The organism is Burkholderia sp. 4NA327C6, assembly GCF_005502655.1.
Lineage (GTDB): Bacteria > Pseudomonadota > Gammaproteobacteria > Burkholderiales > Burkholderiaceae > Burkholderia > Burkholderia contaminans.
The window spans coordinates 79,046-95,321 of the sequence record NZ_SCNZ01000022.1 but is presented as its reverse complement, the minus strand read 5'-3'; the positions used below and the strand labels follow the sequence as shown (position 1 = coordinate 95,321).

Sequence of the window (16,276 nt, the reverse complement as noted above, 5' to 3'; positions counted from 1 at the left end):
GCCGCGCCTGCGTTCTGCGGGTTTTCCCTGCCATGAGCGCGTGCACCCCGCTGCAATTCGTTACACCTTGATACGGTGCGCCGCGCGCCGGTGGATGACACTCCTGTTGCGTCACCACGCATGACCACGGGACCAGAACCAGGCGCAGGAACGCCAGGTCTGCTCGCTCCCGAGCGTGGGATCCGGTCCGGCCCGCAGTGCCGCCCCGGATCGACACCGGAGAAAAAAATGGACAGCCAGAATCAGACCACGCCGCAAAAGCAACGCCTCCACCCGCTCATCGCCACCGCCGCCGGCGCCGTCATCGTCGCCAGCCTCGCAGCGACGGCAGCGATCACGGGGATCTTCCCGAAGGCCAACAGCAACAATGCACAGAACGGTCAGACCCAGGCCGCGCTGATCGCATCGCAGCCGGCCGTCGATACGGCCGCGGCCGCCAGTGCTGCGCTGGCCGCGCAAGCCCAGCAGCAGGCAGCCGAACAGGCCGCCGCGCAGCAGAAGGCCGCCGTCGCGCAGACTGAACCGAAGCCCGCGCCGCGCCCGGCCGCGCCGCATCGCCGTCACACGACGGCACCGCAGCCGCCGCAATATGCGCAGCAGCCGTCGGCGCCGGTCCAGAGCTACTGCCAGAGCTGCGGCACGATCGTCGCGATCTCGCAGACGCGCACGCCGGGCCAGAGCTCGGGGATCGGCGCCGTGGGCGGCGCTGCAGCCGGCGGCCTGCTCGGCAACCAGTTCGGTCACGGCAACGGCCGCACCGCGATGACGATCATCGGCGCGCTGGGTGGCGGCCTCGCCGGCAACCAGGTCGAAAAGCAGGTGCGCGCGGAAACCGACTATCAGGTGCAAGTGCAGATGGAGAACGGCGCGACGCGCACGTTCACGTACCACAACCCGCCGCCGTTCGGCCAGGGCCAGCGCGTGCGGATCGAGAACGGCACGCTGGTTGGAGCGTAATCGCCTGATCGCGTCGCCCCCCCCTGCCCGCATGTCGTGCGCGGGCAGGCGCCCGAAAACGAAAACGGCTCGTGAGCAATGGCTCACGAGCCGTTTTTCATTGCCGGCCGGCTGCGCCGTTGCGGCCGCCGCCAGGTTCAGTCTTCGTCGTCGAAATCCGATTCATCGATCCAGTGAGCCTGGATCGCTTCGAGGATCTTCTCGCCGGAGTGCTTCGGATCGTCGTTGAAGCCGTCGAGCTCGAGCACCCACTGGCGCAGGTCGACGAAATTGATCCGCTGCGGGTCGATGTCCGGGTGCTTGTCCGCCAGCGCAATGGCAATTTCACGCGAATCGGTCCATTTCATCGCCTGCCTCCGGTTCCTGTCAGTGGTTTTCCTTCGCGTGGTTGATCGAGTACTTCGGAATCTCGACCACCAGGTCCGAATCTTCCTTCACGATCGCCTGGCACGACAGGCGCGACGTCGGCTCGAGGCCCCACGCCTTGTCCAGCAGATCGTCCTCGTCCTCCTCGGACGGCATCAGATCGTTGAAGCCTTCGCGGATCACCACGTGGCACGTCGTGCACGCGCACGACTTCTCGCATGCATGCTCGATCTCGATCCCGTGTTCGAGCAGGTTGTCGCAGATACTCTTGCCGGGCGTCGCGTCGATCACTGCGCCATCCGGGCACAGTTCGACGTGAGGCAGCACCACCAGTTGAGGCATGTCCGTTCCGTCAGTCAGGGTGCGGCGCCAGGCGCCGCACGGTTCATTGTCGCGCGGGCCGTTGCCGGCCGATGCGCAGTTCTTGCGTTCAGATCTCGTCGAGCCGGCGGCCCGACAGCGCACGCTTGATGCTCTTGTCCATCCGGCGCGCCGCGAATTCGTCGGTGCCGTCGGCCAGCGCCTTGGTCGCCGCCTCGATCGCGTTCGTATCGTCGCCTTGCGCGACCGCGCGCAGCGCCGCGGCCAACGTGTCGACTTGCGTGCGTTCGTCCGCGTCGAGCAGTTCGCCGTCGGCCGCCAGCGCGGCCTGCGTCGCCTCGAGCATCCGCTCGGCCTCGACCTGCGCTTCGCGCAGCGCGCGGGCGCGCATGTCGATTTCGGCGGTCTTGAAGCTGTCTTCCAGCATCTTCGCGATGTCGTCGTCGGCAAGACCGTACGACGGCTTCACGACGACCGATGCCTCGACGCCCGACAACTGCTCGCGGGCGAACACCGACAGCAGGCCGTCCGCGTCGACCTGGTAGGTCACGCGGATGCGTGCGGCGCCGGCCGTCATCGGCGGAATGCCGCGCAGCTCGAAGCGCGCGAGCGACCGGCAGTCGGCGACGAGCTCGCGCTCGCCCTGCACGACGTGGATCGCCATCGCGGTCTGGCCGTCCTTGAAGGTCGTGAATTCCTGCGCGCGCGCAATCGGAATCGTCGAGTTGCGCGGAATGATCTTCTCGACGAGGCCGCCCATCGTCTCGACACCGAGCGACAGCGGAATCACGTCGAGCAGCAGCCAGTCGTCGCCGGTGCCGCGATTGCCTGCGAGCAGGTCGGCCTGGATCGCCGCGCCGAGCGCGACGACCTGGTCCGGATCGAGGTTCACGAGCGGCGGCTGGCCGAAATATTTCGCGACCGCATCGCGGATCACCGGCATGCGCGTCGCGCCGCCGACGAGCACGACGCCCTTGATGTCGGCCGGCGTGACCTGCGCATCGCGCAGCGCCTTGCGGGTCGGCGTGAGCGTGCGCTGCACGAGCGGCTCGACGAGCGACGCAAACGTGTCGTGCGAGATCGTCTGCACGAGGTGCGCGCCACCCGACAGCGTGACGTCGAGCGACGCCTCCGGTGCGGACGACAGCGCTTCCTTCAGCACCCGCACACGGTCGAGCAGCAGGCGCACGTCCTCGGGCGCGAGCGTCTTCGCATCGATACCGGCCTGCGCGAGCACGTGATCGAACAGCGCATGGTCGAAATCGTCACCGCCGAGCGCGGAATCGCCGCCCGCGGCCAGCACTTCGAACACGCCCTTCGTCAGCTTCAGGATCGACAGGTCGAACGTGCCGCCGCCGAGGTCGTACACCGCGTAGAGGCCTTCGGCCCCGTTGTCGAGACCGTAGGCGATCGCCGCGGCGGTCGGTTCGTTCAGCAGGCGCAGCACGTTGAGGCCCGCGAGGCGCGCGGCATCCTTGGTCGCCTGGCGTTGCGCTTCGTCGAAATACGCGGGCACCGTGATTACCGCGCCCACCAGGTCGTCACCGAGCGAATCTTCCGCGCGATAACGCAGCGTCGCGAGGATCTCGGCCGACACTTCGACCGGGCTCTTCACGCCGTCGATGGTACGGATCTGCACCATGCCCGGCGCATCGACGAATTCGTACGGTGCGTTCGCCGCGCCTTCGACCTCGGCCTTGCCGCGGCCCATGAAACGCTTGACCGACACGATCGTGTTGCGCGGATCGGTCGCGGCCTGCTCTTTCGCCTCGTGGCCGATGCGTCGGCCGCCCTTCTCGAGATAGCGGACCACCGACGGCAGCAGCACGCGACCGGCTTCGTCCGGCAGGACTTCAGGCACGCTGTTGCGCACGGCGGCGACGAGCGAGTTCGTCGTGCCGAGATCGATCCCGACGGCGAGTCGCCGCTGATGCGGCGCCGGCGCCATGCCCGGTTCGGAAATTTGCAGTAAAGCCATCTTGGTTCGTTCGGGCGCTCGGCCCGTTTGCTGCGCGTGCCGCAAGGCACGCGGTTAAGTTTCGAGGCGCTCGATCTGCGCGCCCACTTCCGACGCGACCCGTTCGATGAACATCAGCTGGCGCACGGCCTCGGCGGCCGCCTGATCGGCGCCGCTGTCGAGCAGCGTGCCGAGACGTTCCACGCGCACGCGCCGCTCTTCGCGCAACTCGGCGAGCAGCGCGTCGAGCGCGTCGACGTTGCGGGCGGCCGCGGCATCCTCGATGCCCTCGCGCCACTCCATCTGCTGCATCAGGAACGCAGGCTCCATCGCGGTGTTGTTTTCCGCGCCGATATCGACGCCGCGCAGCGACAGCAGATACGACGCACGCTTCAGCGGATCGCGCAGCGTGCGGTACGCCTCGTTCGCGCGGGTCGCCCATTGCATCGCGATGCGCTTCTGGGCGTCGCCGGCCGCCGCGAAGCGATCCGGGTGCACCTGCGTCTGCACCGTCCGATAGGCGGCGTCGAGCGCCGTCTCGTCGAGCGCGAATTGCGCCGGCAGGTGAAACAGGTCGAAATGGCTGTCTTTCAGCGAGACCATCGTCGCGTTCAATTCCGTTTCGTCGCGCGGCAAACGCCGCACATTAAAAAGGCGGCCCGTGCCGCCTCTTGCCCGCATCGCGCGGAGATCCGCGTGGTCACACGCGGAACGATTCGCCGCAGCCGCACTCGTCCTTCACGTTCGGGTTGTTGAACTTGAACCCTTCGTTCAGGCCTTCGCGTGCGAAGTCGAGCTCCGTGCCGTCGATGTAGGCCAGGCTCTTCGGATCGACGATCACCTTCACGCCATGGCTCTCGAATACCTGATCCTCGGGAGCCAGCTCGTCGACATACTCGAGCTTGTACGCGAGCCCCGAGCACCCGGTCGTGCGAACGCCAAGCCGCAGGCCCATACCCTTGCCGCGACGGACGAGGTATTTCTGCACGTGCTGTGCTGCTTTTTCGGTCAGTGTAATTGCCATGATGTCCTTGCCGCGGCGCGCCACCGTGGCCCGCCGCGTTCCTTCTGAAGCCGCTCGATGCCGCTCAGGCTGCTGCCTGATCGCCTTCCGTGGTGTCGTGGCGCTTCTTGTAGTCGGCCACGGCTGCCTTGATCGCGTCTTCCGCGAGGATCGAGCAGTGAATCTTCACCGGCGGCAGCGCGAGTTCTTCTGCGATCTGCGTGTTCTTGATCGACAGTGCTTCGTCGAGCGTCTTGCCCTTTACCCATTCGGTGACGAGCGAGCTCGATGCGATCGCCGAACCGCAACCGTAGGTCTTGAACTTCGCGTCTTCGATCACGCCGTCCGCGCCGACGCGGATCTGCAGCTTCATCACGTCGCCGCAGGCCGGCGCGCCGACCATGCCCGTGCCGACCGTGTCGTCGTCCTTCGCGAACGAACCGACGTTGCGCGGGTTTTCGTAGTGATCCAGAACCTTGTTGCTGTAAGACATGACTCAGACTCCTTGACTCGTTACGTCTGCGTGCGCGAATCCGCCCGCGGGTATGTTCAATCCGGCGCTCAGTGTGCGGCCCATTCGATCGTCGACAGATCGATGCCTTCCTGGTGCATTTCCCAGAGCGGCGAGAGTTCGCGCAGCTTCGCGATCTTGCTGTTCAGCAGGTTGATCACGAAGTCGACTTCCTGCTCCGTCGTGAAGCGGCCGACCGTGAAGCGGATCGAGCTGTGCGCCAGCTCGTCGTTGCGGCCGAGCGCACGCAGCACGTACGACGGCTCCAGCGACGCCGACGTGCACGCGGAGCCCGACGACACCGCGACGTCCTTGATCGCCATGATCAGCGACTCGCCTTCGACGAAGTTGAAACTGATGTTGAGGTTGTGCGGGACACGGCGCTCCATGTCGCCGTTCACGTACGTTTCCTCGATTTGCGACAGGCCGCGCAGCAGCTTGTCGCGCAGCATGCGGATGCGCTCGTTTTCCGTCGCCATTTCTTCACGTGCGATGCGGAACGCCTCGCCCATGCCGACGATCTGGTGCGTCGCCAGCGTGCCCGAACGCATGCCGCGCTCGTGGCCGCCACCGTGCATCTGCGCTTCGATGCGCACACGCGGCTTGCGGCGCACGTACAGCGCGCCAATGCCCTTCGGGCCGTAGGTCTTGTGCGCCGAGAACGACATCAGGTCGACCTTCAGCTTCGCGAGGTCGATCGCGACCTTGCCGGTCGACTGTGCGGCGTCGACATGGAACACGATGCCCTTCTCGCGGCAGATTTCACCGATCGTCTCGATGTCCTGGATCACGCCGATCTCGTTGTTCACGTGCATCACCGACACGAGGATCGTGTCCGGGCGCAGTGCGGCCTTGAACACGTCGAGGTCGATCAGGCCGTCATCCTTCACGTCGAGGTAGGTGACTTCGAAGCCGTCGCGCTCGAGCTCGCGGCAGGTGTCGAGCACGGCCTTGTGCTCGGTCTTCACCGTGATGATGTGCTTGCCCTTGCCCTTGTAGAAGTTCGCGGCGCCCTTGATCGCGAGGTTGTCCGATTCCGTTGCGCCGGACGTCCAGATGATCTCGCGCGGATCCGCGTTCACGAGCGCGGCCACGTTCTCGCGCGCTTCCTCGACCGCACGCTCCGCGTCCCAGCCATACGCGTGGCTGCGCGACGCCGGGTTGCCGAACTGCTCGCGCAGGTACGGCACCATCTTGTCGACCACGCGCGGGTCGACCGGCGTCGTCGCGCTGTAATCCATATAGATGGGCAGGTGGAGAGTGTCTTGGGTCATCTGTCGCTCCGGGAATTCTGTGCAGGGACTATGTGCGTTATGGGGTATGGCGGCGCCTTCGCGCTCACGAACTCGCGATGTTGAACACCGAATTGGGGCCGAGCGGCATCGTGCGAACCGGCTCGGCCGGCGCCGCAACGGGCTCCGGCGTGCGCCGGTCGCGCAGCACCGCGGGTGCGCCCTCGCGAGCGCGCTGCTGATCGACGAGATCCTGCAGCGACACCGAATCGAGGTATTCGACCATCTTCTGGTTCAGCGTCGACCACAGCTCGTGCGTCATGCAATGGCCGTCGGGCTGCTTCGAGCCGTCGCACGTGCCTTTGCCGCCGCACTGCGTGGCGTCGAGCGGTTCATCGACCGCGATGATGATGTCGGCAACGGTGACGTCCTGCGCGCGACGCGCGAGGTTGTAGCCGCCGCCCGGGCCGCGCACGGATTCGACGATTTCATGCCTGCGCAGCTTGCCGAACAGCTGTTCGAGATACGAGAGCGAAATCCGCTGGCGCTGGCTGATGCCTGCAAGCGTCACCGGGCCCTGCTCCTGGCGCAGTGCCAAGTCAATCATCGCCGTGACGGCGAAACGGCCTTTGGTGGTGAGTCTCATGGTGTCTAGGGGACTGCAATCTTGACGATTTTGGTCAAGTATAAATATTTGACGTTTTTAGTCAAGTATCCATGTCTTTGAAAGGGTATTCGCAGACCGCTGAATTCCGTCGCGATCAGCGCTCCGTGCGGGCCCGGAGCGTCTCCAGCAGGCCCGCGCATGCGCGCTCGACCTGATCGAGCACCTGCTCGAAGCCCTGCGTGCCGCCGAAATAGGGATCGGCCACTTCGGTTTCGGTCGACTCCGGCGCGAATTCCATCAGCAGGCGCACCTTGTCGCGATGCTGCGGCGGACAACGGCGGCGCAACTCCGCGAGGTTCGCCTCGTCCATCGCGAGCAGCAGGTCGAAGCGCTCGAAATCCGCCGCACTCACCTGTCGTGCACGCAATGCCGACAGGTCGTAGCCACGGCCGCGAGCGGCAGCCTGCGCACGCGTATCGGGCGGCTCGCCGACATGCCAGTCGCCGGTGCCGGCCGAATCGATCGCGATGCGATCCGCCAGCGCGGCCGCGTCGACCTGGTGACGCATCACGCCTTCCGCGGTGGGCGAACGGCAGATGTTGCCGAGACAGACGAAACAGATCGAAACGCGGGTCATCGCACTATCGGAAAGCCGCGGCAAGCCGCGCGGGAGAACAACACGCCATTATACAAAGGCGCCCGAAATCGCGCCGCCGCGCAAAGCGACGGCGCCCTGCATTACAGCGCCTTCGGCGCGGCGAGCACGACGTCGCCGGATGCCGCCGGCAGCGACTTCGCGGCATCGTCGACCAGCCCGAACGACACTGCACGCGCCAGCTCGGCGGATGCCTGGTGAACGGCAAGCGGGCCACGCGACGGCGCCTCGGCCATCGCATGCAGATAGGCAGCCGCGGCCAGCGGAACGACGATTGCCAGCGGCCAGTACATCGATATTGTCTTTTTCATGATGCGGACCTCCTTGACCTCGTACCCCGAAAACCAATTCCGGGGACTACAGACAGGATTCTATAGACCGCATCTATCAAGATAAATATGCAAATAGCGAACGTACTGTTGTCGCCGGATGAACAATTGTCAGCCGAGGTGGCTTTGCGACGCCGCGTACAGCTCGCGGAACGTGCGTCCGGTCGGCGTCGGCATGTCGCGCGTATCCATCCAGCCGCCCATCATCGGCAGGCGCCGCAGCGTGCCGCCGTTGCCGCCCAGCCGCTCGAGGACGCGCACCGCGAGCTTGGTCGTCAGCGCGTACAGCATCGGCCGGCGCGCGACGAAACCCCATGCGGCGAGCGCCGCCCGCTCGCGCCACGGCCGCAGATGCCGCTCGACCTGCTTCTCGCGCAGCGTGCGCAACAGGTGCGACAGCGGAATCCCGGCCGGGCACACGCTGTCGCATTCCCCGCAAAGCGTCGCGGCCTGCGGCAGGTCGAGCGAGCGGTCGAGCCCGACGTAGCTCGGCGTCAGCACGGACCCCATCGGCCCCGGGTAGACCCAGCCGTACGCGTGGCCGCCGACCTTCTGGTACACCGGGCAATGGTTCATGCATGCGCCGCAGCGGATGCAGCGCAGCATCTCCTGGAACTCGCCGCCGATCAGCCCCGTGCGGCCGCCGTCGACGAGCACGACGTAGTTGTGCTCGGGGCCATCCTCGTCGCCCGGCCCGCGCGGCCCGGTCAGCAGAGAAAAGTAGTTCGACGTCTTCTGCCCGGTCGCGGAGCGCGGCAGCAGGCGCATCGCGGTCGCGAGATCCTCGAGCGTCGGCAGCACCTTCTCGATGCCCGTCACCGCCACATGCACGCGCGGCATCACCGTGCACATCCCCTCGTTCCCTTCGTTGGTCACGATCGCGACCGAACCGGTCTCGGCGATCACGAAGTTGCCGCCCGTCACGCCCATGTCGGCCGACATGAAATGCGGGCGCAGCACCTCGCGCGCCTCGCGCGTCATGTCCGGAATCTCGGTGAGCCGCTCGCGATGGTGCGTGCGCGCGAACAGGTCGGCGATCTCGTCCTTGTCCTTGTGCACGACGGGCGCAATGATGTGGCTCGGCGGCTCATTGTCGTTGATCTGCAGGATGTATTCGCCGAGATCCGTCTCGATCGACTGCACGCCCATTTCCGCCAGCACCGCGTTCAGGCGCATTTCCTCCGACACCATCGACTTGGTCTTGATGACCTTCTTCACGTCGTGACGGCGCGCGATATCGGCCACGAGCCGGGCGGCATCCGCGGTCGTTTCGGCAAACAGCACCGTCGTACCGCGCCGCGTCGCCTCGCGCTCGAACGCCTCGAGCCACACGTCGAGGTTCTCCAGCGCGCGGTTGCGGCGGTCCTTCAGTGCGGCGCGCGTGGCCGGGAAGTCGATCGCGGTCATCGCGTCGGCGCGCGCGGACACGAATTTCGTCGACAGCTTCTTCAGGTTCTGCTGCAGGCGCTGGTCGGCCAGCTTCTGGCCGGCGCGCGCCTTGAAATGCATCGATTGGACTTGCATCGCGGTATCGGGGAAAAGTGAGCGGAACCGGGCGTCAGACGTCGCCCGCCAGCACCTGCGCGACGTGCAGCACGCGCGTGTCGCGGTCGCCGGTGCGGCGCAACCGCCCTTCGATGTTCAGCATGCAGCCGAGATCGCCGAGCACGACGGCGCCCGTGCCCGACGCGCGCACGTTCGCGCATTTCTCGTCCGCGATGGCCGCCGAGATGTCGCCGTACTTGACCGCGAACGTGCCGCCGAAGCCGCAGCAGTGCTCGCAGTCCTTCATCTCGGTGACCGCGATGCCGCGCTGCGCGAGCAGCGCGCGCGGCTGCGCCTTCACGCCGAGCTCGCGCAGGCCCGAGCACGAATCGTGGTAGGTGACGGGCCCCGTGAACTCGCCCGGCGCGAGCGACACCTTCGCGACGTTCGCCAGGAAATCCGTCAATTCGTAGACTTTCTGCTGGAGCCGCGTGTAGCGCCCCATCAACTCGGGGTCGTCGCGGAACAGGTCGCCGTAGTGCGCGCGAATCATCCCGCCGCAGGAACCCGACGGCGCGACGACGTAATCGAACTGCTCGAACTCGCGCAGCGTCTTTTCCGCGAGATCACGCGCGAGCGCACGGTCGCCCGAGTTGTAGGCGGGCTGGCCGCAACAAGTCTGCGCGGGCGGCACGATCACCTCGTAGCCGGCGTCGCGAATCAGCTTGAGCGCCGAAAAACCGATTTCGGGGCGCATCAGATCGACCAGGCAGGTCACGAACAAACCGACTCGCATACGTGCTCCTTCGAGAAAACGGCTCTCATTATCCGCCGTTTGGCCGGCAAGACCAACGCCGGCGCTCCCGCAAGCCCGCACGGCGCGAAACGAGGATTTCCTCGAACGGCGTTCGCTTTTTTCACAATACGAGATACAATCGTTCCAACACCGCTTGACGCGTCAACCGATTTCTCCCCCGACATGAGCCAACCCACCCCGGATTCCAAAACGTCGATCCAGGTGATCGAACGCATGATGCGGTTGCTGGACGCGCTCGCCGCGCACAGTGACCCTGTCAGCCTCAAGGAGCTTGCACAGCGGACGGAGCTGCACCCGTCGACCGCGCACCGCATCCTCAACGACATGGTGACCTGCCGTCTCGTCGATCGCTCCGATCCCGGCACGTATCGCCTCGGCATGCGCCTGCTGGAGCTCGGCAACCTCGTGAAGGCGCGCCTGTCGGTGCGCGACGCGGCACTGATGCCGATGCGCGAACTGCACCGCCTCACCGGGCAAACCGTGAACCTGTCGGTGCGCCAGGGCGACGAGATCGTCTACATCGAGCGTGCGTATTCGGAGCGCTCGGGCATGCAGGTCGTCCGCGCGATCGGCGGCCGCGCGCCGCTGCACCTCACGTCGGTCGGCAAGCTGTTCCTCGCGGCCGACGAAACGTCACGCGTGCGCGCGTATGCGACGCGCACGGGGCTGTCCGGCCATACGCAGAACAGCATCACCGACATCGCGAAGCTCGAGCGCGAGCTGACGATCGTCCGCCAGCAATCGTGCGCGCGCGACAACGAGGAGCTGGAGCTCGGCGTGCGCTGTATCGCCGCGGGCATCTACGACGACTCTGGCAAGCTCGTCGCGGGCCTGTCGTTGTCGGCACCGGCCGATCGTCTCCAGGATGCGTGGCTCGGCCAGTTGAGCCGCACGGCCCTCACCATTTCGGAATCGCTCGGCTACCGGCCGGCGCCCGCGAAGGATGCGGACGGACTGCAGCGGCAGGCGTAAGCCGCTCCCGCTCGCCCAATGAAAAAGCCCCGCGATTGCGGGGCTTTTTTTCAGCCATCGGCGCGGCGGCGAACCGCCGCGACCGTGCGATCAGGTCCCGCCGCTCGGCGTGTTGGCTGCCGTCAGGCGCTCGCCGCCGCCGGCATCGAGCCAGTTGCGCAGGCGCGCCGCATCGGCGAAGCGCGAATACTTGCCGAACGAGTCGAGCAGCACCATCACCATCGGCTTGCCGTGGATCGTCGCCTGCATCACGAGGCACTCGCCCGCTTCGTTGATGAAACCCGTCTTCTGCAGACCGATGTCCCACGAGCCATTGCCGCGGATCAGCGCGTTCGTGCTGTTGTAGACCAGGTTGCGCTTGCCCGTATACACCTCGTAAGTGCGATCGGTCGAGAACTGACGAATCATCGGGTACTGGTACGCCGCGTTGACCATCTTCACGAGATCGCGCGCGCTCGACACGTTCGAGCTCGACAGACCCGTCGAATTCTCGAAATGCGTATCGGTCATGCCGAGCGACTTCGCCTTCGCGTTCATCGCGGCGATGAACGCCGGACGGCCGCCCGGGTAGTAACGCGACAGCGCGGCGGCCGCGCGGTTTTCCGACGCCATCAGCGCGATGTGCAGCATGTCTTCACGCGACAGCACCGAGCCGACCGACAGGCGCGAGCCCGTGCCCTTCTCGTAGTCGCGGTCTTCGTCGGTGACTTCGATCTGGTCGGTCATCGGCGTCTTCGAGTCGAGCACGACCATCGCCGTCATCAGCTTCGAGATCGACGCGATCGGCACGACAGCGTGCGAATTCTTGTCGAACAGCGGCTCGCCCGAGTTCTGGTCGACGACGTACGCGACGCTCGAACGCAGCGCGAGCGCGTCCGGCGTGTCGTGCAGACCGAAGGCCTGGCCGACGGTCGGCCGGCGCGGCTGGAACGCGACCTTGCGGACTGCCCCGTGATGGCCGCCATGCACGTTCGACGCAAGCGTCATGCGCTTGCGCGACGCCTTCGCGCGCGGCGCGTCGGCGGCCGCGACCTTCGCGGATTTGTCGGAGCTGGCCTTGGCCGACTTCTTCTTCGCGGACGAAGCAGGAGCGACAGCCTTTTTCTTGGCGGCTTGTTGGGTTTTCGCAGTGGCGGCAAAGGCGTCAGCAGGCGCGACGGACGCGGTGGTCGCCAGCAAGGCGACTGCGACCGACACAGCCGTGCCGAGCGTCATGCTCTGCAACAATCTGCGCGGTGAAAACGATTCGGCTTTCATTGGGGTCTGGACAAAGCGGGCGGGAGGTTTCCGCAAGTGTAGTTAAAGCTGAAAAAAAGAGCAATATTAGGCACTTACCGATCGTCGTTAAACCGGAATGTAAGGGTCGGCCAACCTCTGACCAATGAACCCTCCCGCTCCCATCGAAAAAATCCATGGGAAGCGCTGCCCGACAGTACCCGTCTCCCGATTACACACGGTTAATTGAGATAACGTCACTTCGGAGGCAATTTAAAGCGGGGAAACTACGTATCCGGCGCTCGGGGTGCCAGGGGCGCCGGTCTCGGCCGTGGCGGCAGCACGTCGCCACGGGACGCGCATCGAAACGGCGCGTTTTCGACAGGAACAGAAGGATAACGTTCCATGGGCCTGTCAGGTTTACCTGTGCATGATCATGGTGCGCCGCGCCTGCCCCCTCGGCCGTGCGCACCATCTGGGATCGCGGCATGAAACCGATTCCGAACGAGCACGATAACTCGTTGTTTTATCGATAATTTGTCGCGATTGTGCAACGCACAAAAAGTACTTGACATTGGTTTTCTCTGCCCTAAAATAAGCCTCATTGCTGCGTTGCACAAAGCACGCGCATCCGAGGTTCCCCAGCGTAGTGCCCTTTATCCTGCGATCGACGCGATCGCTTTTCAGGAGCTTGACATGTCCTTGCTGACCCCCGAGCAAATCGCCGCCGCCCAGAAAGCCAACCTCGAAAGCCTGTTCGGTCTGACGACCAAGGCATTCGAAGGCGTCGAAAAGCTGATCGAACTCAACCTGCAGGTCGTGAAGTCGACGCTGGCCGAAGGCCAGGAAAACGCACAGCGTCTGCTGTCGGTGAAGGACGCACAGGAACTGATCGCACTGCAAGCCAGCCTGTCGCAACCGGTTGCAGAAAAGGTGCTGTCGTACGGCCGTCACCTGTATGAAATCGCGTCGTCGACGCAAGCCGAGTTCGCGAAGGTTGCCGAAGCGCAATTCGAAGAGCAGAACAAGAAGGTCCAGGCACTCGTCGACAACGTCGCGAAGAACGCCCCGGCCGGTTCGGAAACGGCTGTCGCAGCACTGAAGTCGGCACTGAACGCTGCAAACACCACGTACGAAACGGTTCAGAAGGCCACGAAGCAAGCCGTCGAAATCGCTGAAACGAACTTCAACGCCGCTGCTGCCGTCGCAACGAAGGCTGCTACCGCCGCTGCTGCACGTCGTACGAGCAAGCCGGCCGCGTAAGCGTCCCCTGCTCCTGAAAAAGCCGCGCCCAGCGCGGCTTTTTCGTTTCTGGCGCCGGAACATGCGATCGGGCGACAATCCCTGTCAGACATTGCCCTCTTTTTGTTGCGCGGCATCGCGGATGCCCATCCCGAAGCAGAACGTTTCGCGCTCTCTTTTCCTTCATGTACAGAACGCTCAGATCCATCACCGTCGCCACGGCCATTTCCGTCGCGGCGCTTGCGATGCCTGGCCGCGCCACGGCCGCCCCGCCCGCCACGACGTCTCAACCGGCAGAAACGCCACCGATGGAAATGTACGCGGTCGAGCTGCCCTTTGCCGGCATCGTGGATGCGGCCCGGTCATGGTTGACGAAGAATGGAATGGTTGTGATTTCCGAGGAGCACGTGATTGCTGGAGAAGACAACACCAGCCATTACCGTTACCTGATCGTCGTGACGCCGGCGAAATCGAGTCCGAACAAATCCTACCTCACGGTCGAAGTCTCGATGGGCGAGACGCCCCCGCCGCACGCCGCTGCCGCGCCACGAGACGAGTTGCACGCGTTCATCAGGCAACTCGGCGAAAAACTCGGCGTTGCTCCGCAATTCGTCAGGGCGGCAAAGTAGATCCCGCCGCTCTGCGTGTGCGCGGACCGCGCCTTCGGCAGAGGCCGCCCCGCTCTGCTCTGTTCTGCTCTGGGCTATGCAGCAATAAAAACGCCGCCGCCCGGTTGCCCGAGCGGCGGCGTTTTTCATGGCCAGCACCTGACCGGCCGAGCCGGCCGCGTTACTTCTTGCGTTGCGGCGGCAGGTCGGTACAGACGCCTTCGTACAGCTCGGCGGCCATGCCGACCGATTCGCCGAGCGTCGGGTGCGGATGGATCGTCTTGCCGATGTCTTCCGCGTCCGCGCCCATCTCGACCGCGAGGCACACTTCGCTGATCAGGTCGCCCGCGTTCAGGCCGACGATGGCACCACCGATCACGCGATGGGTTTCCTCGTCGAAGATCAGTTTCGTGAAGCCTTCGTCACGGCCGTTCGCGATCGCGCGGCCCGAAGCGGCCCACGGGAACACAGCCTTGCCGTACTTGATGCCTTCGGCCTTGCACTGGTCTTCCGTCTTGCCGGCCCATGCCACTTCCGGATCGGTGTATGCCACCGACGGAATCTGCAGTGCGTCGAAGTACGCCTTCTCGCCGTGCGCGGCTTCCGCTGCGACGTGGCCTTCATGTACGGCCTTGTGCGCGAGCATCGGCTGGCCGACGATATCGCCGATCGCGAAGATGTGCGGGACGTTCGTGCGCATCTGCTTGTCGACGTCGATGAAGCCGCGATCCGTGACGGCGACGCCAGCCTTGTCGGCGCCGATCTTCTTGCCGTTCGGGCTGCGGCCCACCGCGACGAGCACGAGGTCGTAGCGCTGCGCTTCCGCCGGGGCCTTCTCGCCCTCGAACTTCACGTAGATGCCGTCTTCCTTCGCTTCCGCGCCGACCGTCTTGGTCTTCAGCATCACGTTGCCGAAGCGCTTCGCGTTGTACTTTTCCCAGACCTTCACGAGATCGCGGTCGGCGCCCATCATCAGGCCGTCCATCATTTCGACGACGTCGATCTCGGCGCCGAGCGTCGAGTACACCGTGGCCATTTCGAGGCCGATGATGCCGCCGCCGATCACGAGCATGCGCTTGGGCAGCTGGCGCAGTTCGAGTGCGCCGGTCGAATCGACGACGCGCGGGTCTTCCGGCATGAACGGCAGCTTCACGGCCTGCGAGCCCGCAGCGATGATCGCCTGCTTGAACTTCACGACCTTCTTGCCGTTTTCGCCCTGCACTTCCATGTGATACGGATCGACGAATGCGCCGACGCCCGTGACCACTTCGACCTTGCGTGCTTTCGCCATGCCGGCGAGGCCCGTCGTCAGTTTCTTGACGACGCCACCCTTGAAGTCGCGCAGCTTGTCGAGATCGACTTCCGGCTTGCCGAACGTGATGCCGTGCGACGCGAGCGCCGCGGCTTCCTCGACGACGAGCGACGTATGCAGCAGCGCTTTCGACGGGATGCAGCCCACGTTCAGGCACACGCCGCCGAGCGTCGAGTAGCGTTCGACGAGCACCGTCTTCATGCCGAGGTCGGCGGCGCGGAACGCGGCCGAGTAGCCGCCGGGGCCGGCGCCGAGCACGAGCATGTCGCACTCGATGTCGGCTGCACCGGCGTAGCTGCCGGCTTGCGGCGCGGGCGCCGGAGCGGCTGCGGCCGGCGCCGGTGCAGCTGCTGCGGGCTTGGCTGCTTCGGGTGCTTTCGCGGGAGCGGCGGCGCCAGCCGATGCTTCGACGATGGCGATGACGGTGCCTTGCGAGACTTTCTCGCCGGCTTTGACCTTGATTTCCTTGACGGTGCCGGCGACGTCGCTGGGCACTTCCATGGAGGCTTTATCGGATTCGAGCGTGATGAGCGTTTGCTCTTTTTCGATCACGTCGCCGGGTTTGACGTTGACTTCGATGACATCGACGCCGCTGAAATCGCCGATATCCGGAACCTTGACTTCGATGAGACTCATTACTGTCCCCTTCTTGATTAGCTGCAGACAGAGGGGGAGGAACCCGCAGAA

The 16,276-nt window shown here is 65.1% G+C and carries 18 protein-coding genes; 4 read left to right on the top strand and 14 right to left on the bottom strand.

Annotated features, from left to right (window positions below):
• Window positions 1-228: 228 nt before the first annotated feature.
• Window positions 229-957, top strand: a complete 729-nt coding sequence (locus FFS49_RS22380; RefSeq protein WP_105816923.1) for a glycine zipper 2TM domain-containing protein — start codon at window positions 229-231, stop codon at window positions 955-957.
• 137 nt (window positions 958-1,094) lie between these two features.
• On the opposite strand, the gene iscX is transcribed toward FFS49_RS22380, so the two are convergent.
• The 12 genes from iscX to FFS49_RS22320 form a co-directional block, all read right to left on the bottom strand.
• Window positions 1,095-1,304, bottom strand: coding sequence for a Fe-S cluster assembly protein IscX (gene iscX, locus FFS49_RS22375; RefSeq protein ID WP_039364760.1), 210 nt, complete (start codon window positions 1,302-1,304; stop codon window positions 1,095-1,097).
• 19 nt (window positions 1,305-1,323) lie between these two features.
• Entirely contained in the window at window positions 1,324-1,665 is a 342-nt protein-coding gene (fdx, locus tag FFS49_RS22370; protein ID WP_105816924.1) for an ISC system 2Fe-2S type ferredoxin, read from the bottom strand.
• A gap of 88 nt (window positions 1,666-1,753) precedes the next feature.
• Entirely contained in the window at window positions 1,754-3,622 is a 1,869-nt protein-coding gene (gene hscA / locus FFS49_RS22365; protein ID WP_105816925.1) for a Fe-S protein assembly chaperone HscA, read from the bottom strand.
• A 54-nt stretch (window positions 3,623-3,676) separates the two neighbouring features.
• Window positions 3,677-4,204 carry a Fe-S protein assembly co-chaperone HscB gene (gene hscB / locus FFS49_RS22360; RefSeq protein ID WP_042973645.1) on the bottom strand — a complete coding sequence of 176 codons (528 nt, stop codon included), beginning with the start codon at window positions 4,202-4,204 and terminating at the stop codon, window positions 3,677-3,679.
• A gap of 97 nt (window positions 4,205-4,301) precedes the next feature.
• Window positions 4,302-4,625, bottom strand: coding sequence for an iron-sulfur cluster assembly protein IscA (gene iscA, locus FFS49_RS22355; RefSeq protein WP_012492710.1), 324 nt, complete (start codon window positions 4,623-4,625; stop codon window positions 4,302-4,304).
• A 64-nt stretch (window positions 4,626-4,689) separates the two neighbouring features.
• Window positions 4,690-5,097 carry a Fe-S cluster assembly scaffold IscU gene (gene iscU / locus FFS49_RS22350; RefSeq protein ID WP_011352562.1) on the bottom strand — a complete coding sequence of 136 codons (408 nt, stop codon included), beginning with the start codon at window positions 5,095-5,097 and terminating at the stop codon, window positions 4,690-4,692.
• 68 nt (window positions 5,098-5,165) lie between these two features.
• Window positions 5,166-6,389 carry an IscS subfamily cysteine desulfurase gene (locus tag FFS49_RS22345; RefSeq protein WP_046546057.1) on the bottom strand — a complete coding sequence of 408 codons (1,224 nt, stop codon included), beginning with the start codon at window positions 6,387-6,389 and terminating at the stop codon, window positions 5,166-5,168.
• A 64-nt stretch (window positions 6,390-6,453) separates the two neighbouring features.
• Window positions 6,454-6,993, bottom strand: a complete 540-nt coding sequence (gene iscR, locus FFS49_RS22340; protein WP_009691731.1) for a Fe-S cluster assembly transcriptional regulator IscR — start codon at window positions 6,991-6,993, stop codon at window positions 6,454-6,456.
• A gap of 115 nt (window positions 6,994-7,108) precedes the next feature.
• On the bottom strand, window positions 7,109-7,591 hold the full coding sequence (locus FFS49_RS22335) for a low molecular weight protein-tyrosine-phosphatase (protein ID WP_105816926.1): 483 nt from the start codon (window positions 7,589-7,591) through the stop codon (window positions 7,109-7,111).
• A 101-nt stretch (window positions 7,592-7,692) separates the two neighbouring features.
• Complete coding sequence (locus FFS49_RS22330; RefSeq protein ID WP_105816927.1) at window positions 7,693-7,920, bottom strand: hypothetical protein; 228 nt, start codon at window positions 7,918-7,920, stop codon at window positions 7,693-7,695.
• Between the two features lie 129 nt (window positions 7,921-8,049).
• Window positions 8,050-9,462, bottom strand: a complete 1,413-nt coding sequence (locus FFS49_RS22325; RefSeq protein ID WP_071334726.1) for a lactate utilization protein B — start codon at window positions 9,460-9,462, stop codon at window positions 8,050-8,052.
• 34 nt (window positions 9,463-9,496) lie between these two features.
• The gene (locus FFS49_RS22320) at window positions 9,497-10,219 is read right to left on the bottom strand and encodes a (Fe-S)-binding protein (RefSeq protein ID WP_039364776.1); all 723 of its coding nucleotides are present in this window, start codon (window positions 10,217-10,219) and stop codon (window positions 9,497-9,499) included.
• Window positions 10,220-10,402: 183 nt separating this feature from the next.
• Here FFS49_RS22320 and FFS49_RS22310 point away from each other — a divergent pair, with 183 nt between their 5' ends.
• Window positions 10,403-11,212, top strand: a complete 810-nt coding sequence (locus tag FFS49_RS22310; RefSeq protein WP_034183553.1) for an IclR family transcriptional regulator — start codon at window positions 10,403-10,405, stop codon at window positions 11,210-11,212.
• Window positions 11,213-11,302: 90 nt separating this feature from the next.
• On the opposite strand, the gene pbpG is transcribed toward FFS49_RS22310, so the two are convergent.
• On the bottom strand, window positions 11,303-12,469 hold the full coding sequence (gene pbpG, locus FFS49_RS22305) for a D-alanyl-D-alanine endopeptidase (RefSeq protein WP_105816928.1): 1,167 nt from the start codon (window positions 12,467-12,469) through the stop codon (window positions 11,303-11,305).
• 654 nt (window positions 12,470-13,123) lie between these two features.
• On the opposite strand from pbpG, the gene FFS49_RS22300 reads away from it, so the two are divergent.
• Window positions 13,124-13,690 carry a phasin family protein gene (locus FFS49_RS22300; RefSeq protein WP_039364780.1) on the top strand — a complete coding sequence of 189 codons (567 nt, stop codon included), beginning with the start codon at window positions 13,124-13,126 and terminating at the stop codon, window positions 13,688-13,690.
• A 164-nt stretch (window positions 13,691-13,854) separates the two neighbouring features.
• Window positions 13,855-14,298, top strand: a complete 444-nt coding sequence (locus tag FFS49_RS22295) for a hypothetical protein (protein WP_224755854.1) — start codon at window positions 13,855-13,857, stop codon at window positions 14,296-14,298.
• A gap of 160 nt (window positions 14,299-14,458) precedes the next feature.
• On the opposite strand, the gene lpdA is transcribed toward FFS49_RS22295, so the two are convergent.
• Window positions 14,459-16,225 (bottom strand): dihydrolipoyl dehydrogenase, encoded by a 1,767-nt coding sequence (gene lpdA, locus FFS49_RS22290; RefSeq protein ID WP_039364782.1) that lies wholly within the window; start codon window positions 16,223-16,225, stop codon window positions 14,459-14,461.
• Between the last annotated feature and the right edge of the window lie 51 nt (window positions 16,226-16,276).

What these genes read in the sequence shown, in the direction of transcription:
- FFS49_RS22380 (WP_105816923.1), top strand. Translation starts at nt 229, where the DNA reads ATGGACAGCCAGAATCAGACCACGCCGCAAAAGCAACGCCTCCACCCG.
- iscX (WP_039364760.1), bottom strand. Translation starts at nt 1,304, where the DNA reads ATGAAATGGACCGATTCGCGTGAAATTGCCATTGCGCTGGCGGACAAG.
- fdx (WP_105816924.1), bottom strand. Translation starts at nt 1,665, where the DNA reads ATGCCTCAACTGGTGGTGCTGCCTCACGTCGAACTGTGCCCGGATGGC.
- hscA (WP_105816925.1), bottom strand. Translation starts at nt 3,622, where the DNA reads ATGGCTTTACTGCAAATTTCCGAACCGGGCATGGCGCCGGCGCCGCAT.
- hscB (WP_042973645.1), bottom strand. Translation starts at nt 4,204, where the DNA reads ATGGTCTCGCTGAAAGACAGCCATTTCGACCTGTTTCACCTGCCGGCG.
- iscA (WP_012492710.1), bottom strand. Translation starts at nt 4,625, where the DNA reads ATGGCAATTACACTGACCGAAAAAGCAGCACAGCACGTGCAGAAATAC.
- iscU (WP_011352562.1), bottom strand. Translation starts at nt 5,097, where the DNA reads ATGTCTTACAGCAACAAGGTTCTGGATCACTACGAAAACCCGCGCAAC.
- FFS49_RS22345 (WP_046546057.1), bottom strand. Translation starts at nt 6,389, where the DNA reads ATGACCCAAGACACTCTCCACCTGCCCATCTATATGGATTACAGCGCG.
- iscR (WP_009691731.1), bottom strand. Translation starts at nt 6,993, where the DNA reads ATGAGACTCACCACCAAAGGCCGTTTCGCCGTCACGGCGATGATTGAC.
- FFS49_RS22335 (WP_105816926.1), bottom strand. Translation starts at nt 7,591, where the DNA reads ATGACCCGCGTTTCGATCTGTTTCGTCTGTCTCGGCAACATCTGCCGT.
- FFS49_RS22330 (WP_105816927.1), bottom strand. Translation starts at nt 7,920, where the DNA reads ATGAAAAAGACAATATCGATGTACTGGCCGCTGGCAATCGTCGTTCCG.
- FFS49_RS22325 (WP_071334726.1), bottom strand. Translation starts at nt 9,462, where the DNA reads ATGCAAGTCCAATCGATGCATTTCAAGGCGCGCGCCGGCCAGAAGCTG.
- FFS49_RS22320 (WP_039364776.1), bottom strand. Translation starts at nt 10,219, where the DNA reads ATGCGAGTCGGTTTGTTCGTGACCTGCCTGGTCGATCTGATGCGCCCC.
- FFS49_RS22310 (WP_034183553.1), top strand. Translation starts at nt 10,403, where the DNA reads ATGAGCCAACCCACCCCGGATTCCAAAACGTCGATCCAGGTGATCGAA.
- pbpG (WP_105816928.1), bottom strand. Translation starts at nt 12,469, where the DNA reads ATGAAAGCCGAATCGTTTTCACCGCGCAGATTGTTGCAGAGCATGACG.
- FFS49_RS22300 (WP_039364780.1), top strand. Translation starts at nt 13,124, where the DNA reads ATGTCCTTGCTGACCCCCGAGCAAATCGCCGCCGCCCAGAAAGCCAAC.
- FFS49_RS22295 (WP_224755854.1), top strand. Translation starts at nt 13,855, where the DNA reads ATGTACAGAACGCTCAGATCCATCACCGTCGCCACGGCCATTTCCGTC.
- lpdA (WP_039364782.1), bottom strand. Translation starts at nt 16,225, where the DNA reads ATGAGTCTCATCGAAGTCAAGGTTCCGGATATCGGCGATTTCAGCGGC.